Here is a 15,042-nt window from a genome sequence, read left to right on the forward strand (position 1 = left end):
AACCCGGGGCGATTCAGTCATACCTAGACGGCAAGATGTAGTCTGAGCCACCCGCGAATGTTTTCAGGGCAATGAAAATATCCAATGCCTGCCGGGGCAGAAACACCAGATGCGGATTGCGCCGTTTCATTCGCTCCTTGGGTATCGTCCAAAGCGCCTCGCTGAAATTAACCTCGCTCCACGTTGCATTCGTCAGTTCGCTTTTGCGTGCCATAGTTAGCAACAGCAGCTTGGCCGCAGCTCTGATTGATGGCGTAGTGCCGATGCGCTCGATGTATTGATACATCAAGCCGATTTCGTCGGGTGATAATGCCCGGTCGCGTGGCTCAAATGTCGCAATTGCACTTGGCCGCACCAAATCAGCCGGATTTTCTACCTTCTGGCCGCGCTCAATCGCCCATCGAAAAACTTGCATGACGACCTCACGCACATGTACAGCCGTGGCTGGTGCGCCACGCTCAACAATAGAATCAGTCAGCGCCCGCAAATCCTCATGCGTAATTTCTGCCAGTTTCTGATTGCCAAACTTCGGCTTTAGCTCACGCTCATACACTGCCCGGCGCATATCGCGGGTGGAATCGGCCATCTGGTAGCCGCGCAACCATTTTTCTGCCCATGCACCGAATGTCTCGGCGTCTTTAACGCGGGCTTTGCTCCGTGCTTTTTCTTTGGCTGGTGACTTCCCGGCAGCAACCAGTTTCTTCGCCTCGCCCAACTGCTCGCGGGCTTCTGCCAATTTGATGCCGCCCACGCCATAGCGCCCGAAGGTGATGGTTTCTTGCCTGCCGTTAATTGAATAGTTGTAGCGGAACGAAATCGATCCAGCTGGGGTAACGGCCACATACAGGCCGTCACGGTCGTTGACCTTGTAGATTTTGTCTTGTGGCTTGAGGCTGCGAATCTTGGTATCAGTGAGCATGGTTTCATTCAATTTAAGGTTGAAAATACCATGATCAAAAAGCCTGCTTTTTATGCGCTGAATGCCTTGTAAAAAAAGGGTTTCAGCGTTTTTGATACCATGTGCGACAAAAAAACATTGCATGGTACTGGCAGCGGATCATGGCCTTGAAAAAAAGAATACCATTAGCCGTGCCATGAAAAACTAATGCTTGGTGATGCTAAATATTGCCAGTCAATGCCAAGCCAAAACGTAAAAAAGCCCGCTGGAATGCGGGCTTGAGAGGTGTTTGCTGCTACTTAGTGCCGGACGTTACCAGACGTAGGATCATTCCCACTCAATCGTAGCAGGTGGTTTTCCGCTCACATCATAAACAACGCGATTAATGCCTTTCACTTCGTTGATGATGCGGTTGGATACTTTGCCCAGCAAATCGTAAGGCAATTCAGCCCATTTGGCGGTCATGAAGTCGGAGGTGACTACGGCGCGCAGCGCTACCACGTAGTCGTAGGTGCGGCCGTCGCCCATTACGCCGACGGATTTCACTGGCAGGAAGACCACAAAAGCCTGGCTGGTAAGTTCGTACCAGTTTTTGCCGGTTTTGGCGTCTACCGCAGCGCGCAGTTCTTCAATAAAGATAGCATCGGCAAAGCGCAGCAGGTCTGCGTATTCTTGTTTTACTTCGCCAAGGATACGCACGCCAAGGCCTGGGCCTGGGAATGGGTGGCGGTAGACCAGCTCCGGGGCCAGGCCAAGCGCTACACCTAGTTCGCGCACTTCGTCTTTAAATAATTCACGCAGCGGCTCCAGCAAGGAGAGCTTCATGGTTTCTGGCAGGCCGCCCACATTGTGGTGGCTCTTAATGGTGTGCGCTTTGCCGGTTTTTGCGCCAGCAGATTCGATCACATCCGGGTAGATGGTGCCCTGGGCCAGCCATTTTGCGCTTGGCAGTTTGGCAGATTCGGCCTGGAATACTTCTACGAATTCGCGGCCAATGATTTTGCGCTTGGCTTCAGGGTCGGTTACGCCAGCCAGGTGGCCCATAAACTGAGCGGAGGCATCCACGTGGATCACTTTTACGCCAAGGTGCTCGGCAAAAGTAGCCATCACTTGTTTGCCTTCGTTCAGGCGCAACAAGCCGTTGTCTACAAACACACAAGTCAGTTGGCTGCCAATGGCGCGGTGGATCAGGGCAGCGGCTACGGATGAATCCACGCCGCCGGATAGGCCCAGAATCACTTCGTCTGTGCCAACCTGTTCGCGGATTTTTGCCACGGCTACGTCGATGTAGTTAGGCATGGTCCAGCTTGGCTTTGCGCCGCAAATATCGAGCACAAAGCGGTTGATCATTTCACGCCCTTTCAGGGTGTGCGTGACTTCAGGGTGGAATTGCACGGCGTAGAAGCCACGTGCTTCATCACTGATGGCAGCAATCGGGCAGGCTTCGTTGCTGGCAATCACGGAGAAGCCGGCTGGCAGCGCGGTGACTTTGTCACCGTGGCTCATCCAGACTTCCAGCACGCTTTCGCCAGCACTGTTTTTACGATCTTCAAGGCCACCGAATAATTTGCTGTTTTCTTGCGAGCGGATTTCAGCAAAGCCAAATTCACGAACGGTGCCTGCTTCTACCTTGCCGCCCAGCGATTCGGCCATCCATTGCATGCCGTAGCAGATACCCAATACAGGGATGCCCAGCTCAAATAGTTTTGGATCAGCCTGGTAATCGCTCTCGTAAACTGAATTAGGGCCGCCGGAAAGGATAATACCGGTCGGATTAAATTCACGAATAAAATCGATCGATACATCAAAAGAATGCAGCTCAGAATACACATGCGCTTCGCGAACACGGCGGGCAATCAGCTGAGTTACTTGCGAGCCAAAGTCCAAAATCAGAATTTTATCCATGCTGTCAAAATCTTTGATGTTTAAATAATCGCCGAATTTTACCTTGCTATGCCCCTTCGGGCCAGCACGTATTCAGCAAACAGCGGCCATACGTGCAGATTTGCCTTATCTCAGCGCTTGCAGCCGCTGTTCTTTCTAACAAAGCAAGCACACAAAATGACAAAAGGATAAAATTGTAAGCACTACGCCAAGGAGTGTCATCATGCCCATCAGCGATTACCATATCAGCACCGATCAGCAGCGTTTTGATCTGGATGCTGTTCATGCATTTTTAAGCCAGTCTTACTGGTCCCCAGGTATTTCACTCGCTACGGTCGCCAAAGCCACACAAAACTCACTGGCCTTTGGGGTATTTTTGGGCGACAGCCAGGTAGGATTTGCACGAGTGATTACCGACAAGGCCAGCTTTGCCTATTTGGCCGATGTGTATATTCTGGACGCGCACCGCGGCCAGGGCTTAGCCAAGTATTTAATTGCCACTATTCTGGCCCACCCTGATTTACAGAGCTTGCGGCGCTTTATGCTGGCCACCAAAGATGCCCACACGCTTTACACCCAGTTTGGCTTTTCTGAGCTGGCCAACACCTCGCGCTTTATGGAAATCCATAGCCCGGCGGTGTATCAGGCTTAGTATGGTTGCGTAAACAGGCGATTGGCTCAGGCGATAAAGCTTGCTAACTCAGGCTAAAAATTATCTTTTAATCAGAGCCGGGCCTTCCCCTGCCCACAAATAAAACGCCGCCCTTGATAAATAAGAAGCGGCGTTTTTACGCTAAATTAGTTTTTTGCCTGCCCCAAACGATTAAGCATGGCTTTCACGGCAGACATTTGTGGTGAAGTTTTGCTGTAAAAATTAGGCGCTAAAGGATTAAACGGGTCTGAATAGCCCCAGAAATCCCAGCAGCCCTTAGGGTTATAGGGGGTAAAAAAGCCATAACTGGGCTTGGCCTGCGGGTAAAGCACGATGATTTTATTGGCGTCCGCCAGCTCGTTATAGCCCGTGGTGCCATAAAACAGATTGCCGATGGTATCCGCCCCCTGCTCGCAGCCATGAAAAGCCACATGCACTTTGCAGGTTTCCGCCTCACATGCCTTCGGCACATAAAGATATGCATCGTCACTCATGCTGGTGTAGCCGGATTTAATAAATTCACTTTGATCAAACTGAATAATCTTGCCGCTGAGCTTGGTTACCGCTGGCTGCAAATCGCCATAAATATGCTTCAGAATGTCTTGCGACTGAATAAAATCGCAATCGTTGATATAGGGCGATCTGGTATCGGCGCAGACCACGTCTTGCTGATTATTGGTAATGATGGCGTGGCCTGCGTTGACGCTCTGAATATATTTAATATTTTCTGCAGGCATCCCCGCCAGCTGGTAAAACGCATCAGTTTGATCAACAACCGCCGTGGCCACGGTTTTATCGGCCTTACCGCTAAACAGGTAGACTTTCTGATTCTTTAGAAAATCAAGCGCATCAATCGCCCCTGCAGACGCAAAACCTTTTGCCAGGCTGAGCAGCAGTTTTGGATCGGGCGGGCCATAGGGGCTTAGCGATGGATTCATGCAGGCCGTTTGCGCCACGGTTGCCGATGGTGGGGCAGGATAGGCCGAACCTGAACAATAAAACGGCCCGCCAGCCACAATCCCCGCCCCCACCAGCGTGCTTGAAAAAGCAGCATGAAACTGCGCTGCCATAAATGCGCCAGAAGACAAGCCGGAAACCGATGTCTGGCTTAAATCCACCTTATAAGCAGGCAGTTTGGCGGCTGTATCTGCATAGGCGGCATCGGCCAGCAAGCCCAGCAACAGTAAGACCCCTACTGCGCGAAAGCGCGATTTTTCAAACAAAGCTTTCATGGAGTTCTCCGGTTAATAATGATAGTTTTCACATTAACTTTCATTATTAGAAATATTCCCGGGAAATCCCACATCACAACTTGAATCTTTTATGAAGCTTTAGCTGCGGGCGTTTTAAAAAAATGCCTGAAAATGAACACGCTTAGCAACCGTCATCTCCCAAGATTTATCCAGGCCCCGGCAACGCAGGGGCCCCGCCAAAAAATCAGCAGAATAAGATGTTAACAAGTCATAGCGCAGTAAGCATGCTCAAACTCACTGCTTAGCCACCCTGCGGTGCACAAAGCGCAAGATTTCATCCAGCACCGGCAAGCCTGCCGTTGCCTGCGGATGGTTAATCATCGCCACCACTACTGATGTCTGCCCGTTGGTATCGCGCACATAGCCCGCAGCGGCGCGCACATCCCGCAAAGTGCCGGTTTTGATATGCGCTTCGCCCGCCATACTGCCCAGGCGTTTTTTCATCGTGCCATCAAGCGCTACCAGCGGCAAAGAGGAGATAAATTCTGCGGCATAGGGGTTTTGCCAGGCATCAACCAACAACTCGGCCAGATGCCGCGCACTAATTTGCTCTTGCCTGGATAAGCCCGAGCCGTTTTCCATTTTTAGCTCATCAAAATTTTTGCCCCGGCCGTTCAGCCAGCGCTGCACAGCTGCAAAAGATTTTGCTGGCGAATCTTTGCCCACCTCAGCTGAGCCAAGGCTAAGGTACAGCTGGCGCGCCATGGTGTTATTACTGAATTTATTAATATCGCGAATCACATTCGCCAGATCAGGCGAGCGGGCCGTCAGCAAAACCTGCGCCTCAGCAGGCACCACACCCGCGCGATTCACCCCTGTAATCACCCCGCCCAGCTCAGCCCACAGGCTGCGAAACAAGCTGGCGGTGTAGCTGGGATGATCCAGCAGCGCCAGATAACGCTCGCTCGTGCAGCCCGCTGGCATACTGCCACTCAGCACGATTCTGGCGCTGCTGCCCTGATTATTAACAGCCAGCTGGAGCTTATTTTTAACCGCATCGCAAGACGCAGCGGGGCTGCTGCTCAGGCGATTATCAATCAGCACAGTGGCTAAATTGGGCTCCAGCGATGTCACCACGCCGCCCGCCTCGGCCCTGAGTGTTAAACGCAGGCTTTTAAAATTGCTCAGCAGGCTGTCCGGGGAAACCAAAAAAGGCCGGTAAGGCTCATCGCCATCGTCGTCATAGGAGGTGTTTTCGTCGCTTACGCTGAAGAAACTGCGATCAAGCACTAAATCGCCCCGAATCTCTTTAACGCCTGCCGCTTTTAAATCGCGCAGCATCAGCCAGAATCGCTCCAGATTCAGTTTTGGATCCCCATAGCCCTTAATGTAAAGATCACCATTTAAAATGCCATTCACGGGTTTAACCGTGGACGAGATTTCAGTCGTCCACTGATAAGCCGGGCCTAAAAGCGACAGACCGGCGTAGGTGGTCACCAGCTTCATGGTGGATGCTGGGCTGCTGGGCTTGTCTTCCTGAAAATAGAGTGCAGGCAAAGACGATTGCAGCGGTACAATCGCCAGGCTCAGTGAATCACCGGGTAGTTTTACGGCCTTTAAAGCGCTTAAAATTTCAGCGGGCAGCCCGGCAGCGTGAGCGTTGCCCCATGCAAGGGCACAAACTAATAACAATTTTTTCAAAATTTCACTCTTTGTGAGCAGCCTGACGCGCCTGCCAGGCGGCATAATCCGCAAGGTACTGAGCGCGTAAAACATAATAAATATCAAAGACACAGCTATCACCACAGCCGCTTCCGCAGCAGGATTCAAACTCTGGCTCTATCGGAGCGGTTGGCGCGGGATCATCTTCGGGAAAGGTAAGCTGATTATCAAGTGGCAGCATCATGGTAGAATTCATCTATGGCTTATCAAGTACTGGCACGCAAATGGCGGCCCAAATCATTCGCCCAACTCGTTGGGCAAGAACATGTGATCAAAGCGCTGGCAAATGCCTTCGCAAATGATCGTTTACACCACGCCTATCTGCTGACCGGCACACGCGGTGTGGGTAAAACCACCATCGCGCGGATTATGGCAAAAGCGCTGAACTGCGAAACCGGCGTCACCGCCACACCATGTGGCGTGTGCCCGGCGTGTACGCAGATTGACGCGGGGCGCTTTGTTGATCTTTTAGAGATCGACGCGGCATCCAACACCGGCATCGATAATATTCGCGAAGTGCTGGATAACGCGCAGTATTCGCCCACCGCCGGCCGGTTCAAAGTGTACATCATCGACGAAGTACACATGCTGTCAAAAAGTGCGTTTAACGCCATGCTTAAAACGCTGGAAGAGCCACCTGCCCACGTTAAATTTATTTTAGCCACTACCGATCCGCAGAAAGTGCCAATTACGGTGCTCAGCCGCTGCCTGCAGTTTTCTTTACGCCAAATGACGCCGCAGCAAGTCTCCGGCCATTTAACGCAGGTATTGCAAGCCGAAGAAATCAATTTTGAGCAAAGCGCACTCAATATCCTTGGCCATGCAGCCAATGGCTCGATGCGCGACGCGCTCAGCCTGTTGGATCAGGCCATTGCTTATGGCGGCGGCGATGTGGGCGAGCTGGCCGTACGCGCCATGCTGGGCGCGGTGGATCAAAGCTATTTATTTGATATTCTGCAGGCGCTGATTGCAGGCGATGGCAACGCCGTATTAGCCACAGCGGATGCCATTGCGGGCCGTGGTTTATCTTACGAATCGGCCCTGCACGAGCTGGCGCACTTACTGCACCAGGTAGCAGTGGCACAAGCCGTACCGAAAGCCCTGGCCGACGATTTGCCGCAGCGGGAGCAAATTGCCGGGCTGGCGCAGGCCATGAGCCCGGAAGATACCCAGCTTTATTATCAAATTGCCCTGCACGGCCGCCGCGATTTACCGCTGGCTCCAGATGAATACGCAGGCTTTAGCATGACGCTGCTGCGCATGCTGGCCTTTTCTCCTGCAGAAGCAAGCCAAATTAATCTGCCATCACAAGCGGCTAGTCCAGTCGCAACGGCAGCTCCGGCAATTCAAGCCGTACCTCATACCCCTGCGCCCACTCCGCCGGTACAGCAACAAGCCGCACCGCGCCCGCCAATCAGCGATGAGCCCGCTCATTACGATGCGCCGCCATGGCACGAGGAAGAGCGTGCTGCACCGCCAGCACAGGCCCACGCCTCTATTGCAGCGCCCGTCACAAAAGGCCCGTTTAACGGCGACTGGCGCGCGCTGATTCTGCAGCTCAAGCTGGGCGCTGCAGGCATGCTGGCGCAAAACGCAGAATTACTGGGCTATACCGCGAACTCGATCGAGCTGTTAGTAGGCGAAGAACACACTGCTGTCGCCAGCCGCGCCTATCAGGAAAAGCTGCGCGAAGCACTCAGCAACCACTTTGGCCATGATATTTCGCTGACCATCACCCTTGGCTCGGCCAGCGGCGATACACCCGCAGCCATCGCCTTAAGAGAAAAACTGGCCCGCCTTGCCGATGCAACGCAATCGATTCAAAACGATCCTTTTGTACAATCCGTGGTGCGTGATTTTGGTGCCACGGTAATCCCTGATTCAATCAAACCACTCAGTTAACCAAGGAGCAAGACAATGTTTGGTAAAGCCGGCATGGGCAATCTGATGAAACAAGCCCAACAAATGCAAGAAAACATGAAAAAAGCACAAGACGAACTGGCTACTGTAGAAGTAGAAGGCCAGGCGGGTGCAGGCATGGTCAAAGTCACCATGACATGTGCCAATGTAGTAAAACGCGTCGCCATCGATGACAGCCTGATGACCGACGATAAAGACATGCTGGAAGACCTGATCGCAGCTGCATTTAACGATGCAGTACGTAAAGCGGCATCCACATCCGAAGCAAAAATGGCAGGCTTTACCGCGGGCATGCAATTGCCACCGGGTTTTAAAATGCCGTTTTAATTAAGTTTGGTTTCGTATGGCGGAGCACCCCTCCCCTGCGCAGCTATCCAAAAGGGGCAATCTGCCCCTTTTTTACGCCAGAGCGCCCCATGTCTACACCACCATCCCTGCACGCACTGATCGCCGCACTGAAAACCCTGCCCGGCATCGGCCCAAAATCAGCGCAAAGAATGGCCTTTCATTTAATGCAGCGCGATCAGAAAGGCGCGGCCGATTTAGCCACCGCGCTCAATAATGCGCTGGGTAAGCTCAAGCATTGCAGCCTGTGCAATACCTTTGCCGAAGTGGATTTATGCGATGTATGCAGTGATGAAAAACGCCAGCACAATCTGCTTTGCGTAGTAGAAATGCCCACCGATTTAATGATGCTTGAGCAAACACTGGCTTTTCACGGCCTGTACTTTGTGCTGATGGGCAGGCTCAGCCCGCTTGATGGCATTGGCCCCAACGATATTGCCCTGCAAAGACTGCTGGAGCGTGCCAGTGATGGCACGGTAGAAGAAGTCATTCTGGCCACCAACTTCACCACAGAAGGCGAAGCTACCGCCCACTATCTGGCCGAAATGCTGCGGGCACGCGGCCTGAAAGTCAGCCGGATAGCCCGTGGTATGCCGGTAGGCGGCGAGCTGGAGCACGTTGACGCAGGCACACTGGCACAAGCCATGCTTGAGCGGCGCAGCGTTTAACAGGCTTGCCAGACACACGAATATTCAGGCAGGAGAAGAAGACACTGAGGGCTAAAAAAACAAAGCGAGAAACTTGAACCACAGGGTAAAACGCAGGCAGAGCAAAACCATCAGATCATTTGTTTCCTAAGTAAAGTGCAGTGCTTCCGGGCTTAAGATTCAACGGGCCAGGCACTTGAAACCGTAAAGCATTACCTGCATGCAGGCATGCCTAATGCGCCGACATCTTAGAAAAAAGCTGCAATACCACCACCCCGCTTACAATCAGGCTCAGGCCAATGATGGCTGGCCAGTCTGGCTTTTGCCCGTAAAGCAGCATGGCGACCACCGTCACCAGCACAATCCCCATTCCCGACCAAATCGCATAAGCCATGCCAACAGGTACACTTTTCAACACCAAAGACAGCATCCAGAACGCCACGCCATAGCCAGCAACCACAACCATACTGGGCAGCAGCCGGCTGAATCCCTCAGTCGCTTTTAATGCAGAAGTTGCAACTACTTCCGCCACAATGGCAACCGCCAATAAAATATACGCATTCATCAATCAGTAACCTGCATAAACAAGCCCGCCATCTTACGATATGCGGGCCGATGGACACGGATAAATAATGACAAGTCCGGCAAAAAAATCACTCAATTCTTAAAGTGCTTTCCGGATCAAACATCACTGCCTTAGTCATATCGAGGGATAGGCGCAACGTTTCCCCCGGCCCTTTCACCGCCCTTGGGTGAACCCGCGCCACAACGGGGGTATGGTTTATTTCCGTGAAAATCATGGTATCCGGGCCTGTAGGCTCTGTGAGCAGCACAAGACAGCCCAAACCACCGGTTTCAGAATCCGCGACATCCAGCTGCTCTGGCCGGATACCCAGTAAAACTTTCTGCCCCAGCCGCTGGGTAAGTTGCGTACTTTGTTTCACAGCTAAAAACTGGATATCCCCTTCTGATTGCAAGCTCACCCCAACGCTGCCATTTTGCTCAGCCAAATGGCAGGGAATAAAATTCATTGAAGGCGAGCCAATAAAGCCCGCCACAAATAAATTAGCAGGTTTTTCATAAATATCCTGCGGGCTGCCAAACTGCTGAATAATCCCGTCTTTCATTACGGCTATTTTGTCCCCCAGCGTCATCGCCTCAATTTGATCGTGGGTCACATAAACAATGGTGGTTTTTAAGCGCTGATGCAGCTGCTTTATTTCAGTACGCATTTCCACGCGCAATTTGGCATCTAAATTAGACAGCGGCTCATCAAATAAAAATAAAGTAGGGTTTCTGGCTAAAGCCCGCCCCATGGCCACCCGCTGCCGCTGCCCGCCGGATAATTCAGCAGGCTTTCGATTTAAGAGTGGCGTAATTTGCAGCATTTTAGAAACGCGCTCAATAATATCTTCCTGCTCTTTTTTTGGTACGCCACGCGTTTCCAAACCAAAAGCAATATTTTGCCGCACGCTCATGGTGGGATAAAGCGCATAGCTTTGAAACACCATGGCAATATCCCGGTCTTTAGGCGGCACATCATTCACCTTGCGCCCGCCGATATAAATCTCACCGCTGCTTGGTGCATCAAGACCAGCAATAATATTCATTAAAGTGGATTTACCACAGCCTGATGGCCCCACCAGAATCAGAAACTCACCAGATTCAATTGCAATATCAATGCCTTTCAGAATATCTGTATCGCCAAAACTTTTGATGATATTTTTAATGGCCAGCGCACCCATTGTTTATTCCTTGTATAAAGCCAGTATGAATTTATGCAGGATTTATTTAACCTTTCACCGCGCCTGCTGTTAAACCACGCACAAAATATTTACCCGCAAAAACATAGACCAGAATAGTAGGCAAGGCGGCAATGATGGCGGCGGCCATATCAACGTTGTATTCTTTAACGGATGTGGAAGTATTGGCCAGGTTATTTAAACCCACGGTAATGGGCTGGCTGTCCCCGGCAGAAAACACCACGCCAAATAAGAAATCATTCCAGATATTGGTAAATTGCCAGATGAGCGTCACCATAATAATGGGGGTAGACATGGGCAAAATAATCTTTAAAAAGATACGCCAGAATCCTGCACCATCCAGCCTTGCCGCTTTAATCAGCTCATCCGGAATACCCACGTAATAATTCCTAAAAAATAAAGTGGTGGATGCTAAGCCGCAAACGACGTGAACAAACACAAGGCCAGTGGTTGAGCTGGCAATCCCCAGCCAGCCCAAGGTTTGCGCCATGGGCAAGAGCAATACTTGGAATGGCATAAAAACGCCAAATAAAATCATGGCAAAAACAATTTCAGAGCCTTTAAAGCGCCATTTAGCTAATACATAGCCATTAATCGCGCCGAGCGTGGTAGAGATTAATACACCCGGAATCACCATACGAACCGAATTAAAAAAATAGGCAGATAAGCCATGGCATTCCACGCCTGTACAGGCCGATGACCATGCTTTAGCCCACGCGACAAATGAAATTGAGCCGGGAAAGGAAAGTAAATTACCACTTCTGATTTCATCCAGGCCTTTAACAGAAGTAATAAACATCACATACAGCGGCAATAAATAATAAACAGCAGCAAGACACAGCAGGGTATAAAGCAAACCCCGGCCCATTTTATTCGCCATTTTTTTTGCCCCTTAATTCTGAATAAAGATAAGGCACAACCAGCGCCGCAACAGTTGCCAGCATCATCATTGAGCTGGCCGCCCCCACGCCCATTTGCCCGCGAGTAAACGCCATTGCATACATAAAGGTGGCTGGCACATCGGAAGAGAAGCCCGGCCCGCCGCCTGTTAAGGCCATCACCAGATCAAAGCTTTTAATGGCAATATGCGACAAAATCATCAGGGTAGAAAAAAACACCGGCCTTAAAGCAGGCAGAATAATTTTCCAATAGATACGGGGTAAAGAAGCACCATCAATTTGCGCGGCTTTTAATATGGAATCATCCACACCACGCAAACCAGCCAGAAACAAGGCCATTACAAACCCTGATGACTGCCATACCCCTGCAATCACCACGGTATAAATCGACATATCAGAATTAACCAGCCAGTCAAACGTAAACTGAGTAAAACCCCAGTCATGCATCAGCTTTTCTAAGCCTAATCCCGGGTTTAACATCCATTTCCAGGCTGTGCCTGTCACTACAAAAGAGAGAGCCATCGGATAGAGATAAATCGTGCGTAATACGCCCTCGCCTCGAATTTTTTGATCTAAAAAAATAGCCAGCCCAATACCTATGGCCATTCCGCTGCCAATAAATAAGCCTGCAAATATAAATAAATTTTTTACCGCAACCCACCAGCGCTCATTCTCAAACAGCACCTGATACTGAGCCAAACCAGCCCATTCTAAATTGGGCATTAATCTTGAAACAGTAAATGACAAATAGCCATTCCAAAGAATAAAACCATAAAGAAAAATCAAAGTTAAAAGAAAAGAAGGAGCAAGTACGAGGCGCGGCAGCCAGCGCTCCGCGAAACCATAGTGTGCTTCCTGAGCGGATACAGACATTGTTTTCTCCAGAACTGGCTATCCGGCACGCGGGAAAGACAAATTTGTAAGTAAGATAAGGGCAAAACAGGGGGCAGCCCTGCGGCTGCCAGCCCCGTTTATCACAGCATTTATTTCACTTTTGCTGCCGCAGCCAATTTAACGCTCGCTTGCTGAGCCGTCATGGCGTCATCATTCCAAAATTGCGAAATCACATCGGCTACTGCGCCTTGAGTCGCTGAATGCATGGCCATGCCATGAGCCCAGGAAGGCAGTAACGATCCTTTGGCAGAGGTGGCTTTAAAATCTTCGGCGGATTTTTTGCCACAATCATCAAACTTACTCATATCCAGGCCCTGCCGGACAGGAATTGAGCCTTTATTCAGATTAAAGATTTCCTGAAACTCCGGGCTCATTAAAGTAACGGCTAAATCTTTCTGCCCTTTTTCAGCGTCTTTATTGGGCAGTTTAAACATGGCAAAGCTATCGATATTAAAGGTGTAAGCCGCCGCAGTACCTGGCGCTGCCACACAGAGAAAATCTTTACCCGGCACTTTGCCCGCAGCGAGAAATTCACCCTTGGCCCAATCCCCCATAATTTGCATGGCGGCTTTGCCATTAATGACCATAGACGTGGCTAAATTCCACTCCCGCCCCGGGGCATTTTTATCGGTATAAGGTTTTAGTTTTTTATAGGTAGTCAGCGCGTTAATCATACTGGCGCTTTTTAAAGTGGCAGGGTCGAGCTGAATAAACGCTTTTTTGTAAAAATCACTGCCGCCAACACCTAAGGCGACCGCTTCAAATACCGTAGCATCCTGCCAGGGCTGGCCGCCATAGGCAAGCGGCTGAATACCGGCTTTTTGCAAGGCATCCGCAGTTTTAAAAAACTCATCCCAGGTTGTTGGCACTCTGGCATTTGCTTTTTTAAGTAACTCCGGATTAACCCACAGCCAATTAACACGATGCACATTAACCGGGGCGGCTACATAACTGCCTTTGTATTTCATTGCGCTGGCCACCACAGGCGGCAGTAATTTATCCCAGCCTTCTTTTTTTGCCACATCGTCTAAAGAGGCTAAAACACCTTCATTTCCCCATTCCTGAATGGATGGCCCTTTAATTTGGGCTGCTGCTGGCGGCTGGCCTGATACGACGCGTGTTTTAAGCGCAGTCATTGCGTTATCGCCAGCCCCGCCTGCCACGGCAAAATCTTTCCATTTATGGCCTTTGGCTTCCAGCATTTTTTTAAGTTCTACAGCCGCTTTTGCCTCACCACCGGAAGTCCACCAGTGCAATACTTCAACATCCGCGGCATGCACGGAAAACGCAATTGAAAAGCTCGCCGCCAACAAACTCACCTTCAGTTTCTGCATTATCGTATTCCTTATGTTGGGTACGCACATTGCTGACTATGTGTGCTCCAATTACTGTAGATGGGCAATATAGTCATTTAAATGAGGCGAAACACGATTGGGCGATAACCTTAAGGCAAATGCCTTATTAAACCCAAACCAACACAGGAATAGCGTTTTATTATAAATACAGAAATTAAATCTCTGAAATTTGCACCCCTTTCAGCGAAGCAGCAAGCCCCCCCGCAGAACGCACTTTTAATTTGGTGTAAATACGTGCGCGGTGTACTTCTACCGTTTTAATACTGATATCTAATTCATCAGCAATTTGCTTATTTAAACGCCCGGTGAGTAATTCACGCAGCACTTCGCGCTCACGCGGTGTCAGGCTTTCAAGACGCTCATCCAAAGACTGACGGGCATTCCAGGCGCTGCGCGCTTCTTCATCACGGGAAAGGCAGGCTTCAATTCTGGACACCAGCAGGCCGTAATCGCATGGTTTTTCCAGGAAATCCATAACGCCATCTTTCACTGCGGCAACAGCCATTGGTACATCAGCATGGCCTGTTAAGAAAATAACCGGCGGCAAATAGAACGCATTTTTTAATTCGGCATACAGCTCTAAACCACTCATGCCCGTCATGCGGACATCAATAATCAGGCAGCTGTATTCCGATGCATCTGATTCATTTAAAAAATGCTCTGCCGATTCAAAACCAAAAACAGGCCACTGATGCGCTTCGAATAAAATTTGCAGCGCATCACGAACAGCGGAGTCATCATCAATTACAGCGATTGGTCGCATAACAATTACCTTTCAAGATAGTAATACTGAAGAGGGCCAGGAAATCCACTTTGGCTGATTCCCGGCCAAACGCCGGGAATAAACATTAAATCAGTGGCACATCACTG

At 50.4% G+C, this 15,042-nt stretch carries 15 protein-coding genes; 4 read left to right on the forward strand and 11 right to left on the reverse strand.

The window, feature by feature from the left end; translation table 11 throughout:
• Positions 1-13: 13 nt before the first annotated feature.
• Together HA050_RS09155 and guaA are read right to left on the reverse strand one after the other, a co-directional pair.
• Complete coding sequence (locus HA050_RS09155; RefSeq protein ID WP_439898218.1) at positions 14-919, reverse strand: tyrosine-type recombinase/integrase; 906 nt, start codon at positions 917-919, stop codon at positions 14-16.
• A gap of 306 nt (positions 920-1,225) precedes the next feature.
• The gene (guaA, locus tag HA050_RS09160; protein WP_166824927.1) at positions 1,226-2,803 is read right to left on the reverse strand and encodes a glutamine-hydrolyzing GMP synthase; all 1,578 of its coding nucleotides are present in this window, start codon (positions 2,801-2,803) and stop codon (positions 1,226-1,228) included.
• Positions 2,804-3,005: 202 nt separating this feature from the next.
• Between guaA and HA050_RS09165 the strand changes: the two genes are divergently transcribed.
• Complete coding sequence (locus HA050_RS09165; RefSeq protein ID WP_166824929.1) at positions 3,006-3,434, forward strand: GNAT family N-acetyltransferase; 429 nt, start codon at positions 3,006-3,008, stop codon at positions 3,432-3,434.
• Positions 3,435-3,580: 146 nt separating this feature from the next.
• Here the strand turns inward: HA050_RS09165 and HA050_RS09170 are convergent, their stop codons facing one another.
• From HA050_RS09170 to HA050_RS09180, 3 genes are all read right to left on the reverse strand, one after another.
• Entirely contained in the window at positions 3,581-4,666 is a 1,086-nt protein-coding gene (locus tag HA050_RS09170; RefSeq protein WP_166824931.1) for an extracellular catalytic domain type 2 short-chain-length polyhydroxyalkanoate depolymerase, read from the reverse strand.
• A gap of 255 nt (positions 4,667-4,921) precedes the next feature.
• Positions 4,922-6,328: a D-alanyl-D-alanine carboxypeptidase/D-alanyl-D-alanine endopeptidase gene (gene dacB, locus HA050_RS09175; RefSeq protein ID WP_166824932.1), complete on the reverse strand. Its 1,407-nt coding sequence runs from the start codon at positions 6,326-6,328 to the stop codon at positions 4,922-4,924.
• A gap of 4 nt (positions 6,329-6,332) precedes the next feature.
• On the reverse strand, positions 6,333-6,533 hold the full coding sequence (locus tag HA050_RS09180) for an oxidoreductase-like domain-containing protein (RefSeq protein ID WP_233702893.1): 201 nt from the start codon (positions 6,531-6,533) through the stop codon (positions 6,333-6,335).
• 14 nt (positions 6,534-6,547) lie between these two features.
• On the opposite strand from HA050_RS09180, the gene dnaX reads away from it, so the two are divergent.
• From dnaX to recR, 3 genes are all read left to right on the forward strand, one after another.
• Positions 6,548-8,251, forward strand: coding sequence for a DNA polymerase III subunit gamma/tau (gene dnaX, locus HA050_RS09185; protein WP_166824935.1), 1,704 nt, complete (start codon positions 6,548-6,550; stop codon positions 8,249-8,251).
• Between the two features lie 15 nt (positions 8,252-8,266).
• Positions 8,267-8,596, forward strand: coding sequence for a YbaB/EbfC family nucleoid-associated protein (locus HA050_RS09190; RefSeq protein WP_099397227.1), 330 nt, complete (start codon positions 8,267-8,269; stop codon positions 8,594-8,596).
• An 89-nt stretch (positions 8,597-8,685) separates the two neighbouring features.
• Positions 8,686-9,282, forward strand: coding sequence for a recombination mediator RecR (gene recR, locus HA050_RS09195; RefSeq protein WP_099397226.1), 597 nt, complete (start codon positions 8,686-8,688; stop codon positions 9,280-9,282).
• Between the two features lie 211 nt (positions 9,283-9,493).
• Here the strand turns inward: recR and HA050_RS09200 are convergent, their stop codons facing one another.
• The 6 genes from HA050_RS09200 to HA050_RS09225 form a co-directional block, all read right to left on the reverse strand.
• Positions 9,494-9,826, reverse strand: a complete 333-nt coding sequence (locus tag HA050_RS09200; RefSeq protein WP_166824938.1) for a DMT family transporter — start codon at positions 9,824-9,826, stop codon at positions 9,494-9,496.
• Positions 9,827-9,914: 88 nt separating this feature from the next.
• A complete protein-coding gene (locus tag HA050_RS09205) occupies positions 9,915-11,006 on the reverse strand; it encodes an ABC transporter ATP-binding protein (protein ID WP_166824941.1) in 1,092 nt (363 codons plus the stop codon).
• Between the two features lie 46 nt (positions 11,007-11,052).
• On the reverse strand, positions 11,053-11,904 hold the full coding sequence (locus HA050_RS09210) for a carbohydrate ABC transporter permease (protein WP_166824944.1): 852 nt from the start codon (positions 11,902-11,904) through the stop codon (positions 11,053-11,055).
• Positions 11,894-12,796 carry a carbohydrate ABC transporter permease gene (locus HA050_RS09215; protein ID WP_166824947.1) on the reverse strand — a complete coding sequence of 301 codons (903 nt, stop codon included), beginning with the start codon at positions 12,794-12,796 and terminating at the stop codon, positions 11,894-11,896. The genes HA050_RS09210 and HA050_RS09215 overlap by 11 nt, the downstream gene beginning before the upstream one ends.
• A gap of 110 nt (positions 12,797-12,906) precedes the next feature.
• Complete coding sequence (locus HA050_RS09220) at positions 12,907-14,151, reverse strand: ABC transporter substrate-binding protein (protein ID WP_166824950.1); 1,245 nt, start codon at positions 14,149-14,151, stop codon at positions 12,907-12,909.
• Positions 14,152-14,326: 175 nt separating this feature from the next.
• Positions 14,327-14,935, reverse strand: coding sequence for a response regulator transcription factor (locus HA050_RS09225; RefSeq protein ID WP_099397220.1), 609 nt, complete (start codon positions 14,933-14,935; stop codon positions 14,327-14,329).
• Positions 14,936-15,042: the final 107 nt, after the last annotated feature.

Origin of the sequence: Iodobacter violaceini (assembly GCF_011601265.1) — a bacterium.
Lineage (GTDB): Bacteria > Pseudomonadota > Gammaproteobacteria > Burkholderiales > Chitinibacteraceae > Iodobacter > Iodobacter violaceini.

Bases quoted from the DNA above. Each gene is read 5' to 3' on its own strand.
- HA050_RS09180 (WP_233702893.1), bottom strand. From the start codon at position 6,533: ATGATGCTGCCACTTGATAATCAGCTTACCTTTCCCGAAGATGATCCC.
- HA050_RS09190 (WP_099397227.1), top strand. From the start codon at position 8,267: ATGTTTGGTAAAGCCGGCATGGGCAATCTGATGAAACAAGCCCAACAA.
- HA050_RS09225 (WP_099397220.1), bottom strand. From the start codon at position 14,935: ATGCGACCAATCGCTGTAATTGATGATGACTCCGCTGTTCGTGATGCG.
- dnaX (WP_166824935.1), top strand. From the start codon at position 6,548: ATGGCTTATCAAGTACTGGCACGCAAATGGCGGCCCAAATCATTCGCC.
- HA050_RS09200 (WP_166824938.1), bottom strand. From the start codon at position 9,826: ATGAATGCGTATATTTTATTGGCGGTTGCCATTGTGGCGGAAGTAGTT.
- HA050_RS09220 (WP_166824950.1), bottom strand. From the start codon at position 14,151: ATGCAGAAACTGAAGGTGAGTTTGTTGGCGGCGAGCTTTTCAATTGCG.
- HA050_RS09215 (WP_166824947.1), bottom strand. From the start codon at position 12,796: ATGTCTGTATCCGCTCAGGAAGCACACTATGGTTTCGCGGAGCGCTGG.
- HA050_RS09170 (WP_166824931.1), bottom strand. From the start codon at position 4,666: ATGAAAGCTTTGTTTGAAAAATCGCGCTTTCGCGCAGTAGGGGTCTTA.
- HA050_RS09155 (WP_439898218.1), bottom strand. From the start codon at position 919: ATGCTCACTGATACCAAGATTCGCAGCCTCAAGCCACAAGACAAAATC.
- HA050_RS09165 (WP_166824929.1), top strand. From the start codon at position 3,006: ATGCCCATCAGCGATTACCATATCAGCACCGATCAGCAGCGTTTTGAT.
- HA050_RS09210 (WP_166824944.1), bottom strand. From the start codon at position 11,904: ATGGCGAATAAAATGGGCCGGGGTTTGCTTTATACCCTGCTGTGTCTT.
- guaA (WP_166824927.1), bottom strand. From the start codon at position 2,803: ATGGATAAAATTCTGATTTTGGACTTTGGCTCGCAAGTAACTCAGCTG.
- recR (WP_099397226.1), top strand. From the start codon at position 8,686: ATGTCTACACCACCATCCCTGCACGCACTGATCGCCGCACTGAAAACC.
- HA050_RS09205 (WP_166824941.1), bottom strand. From the start codon at position 11,006: ATGGGTGCGCTGGCCATTAAAAATATCATCAAAAGTTTTGGCGATACA.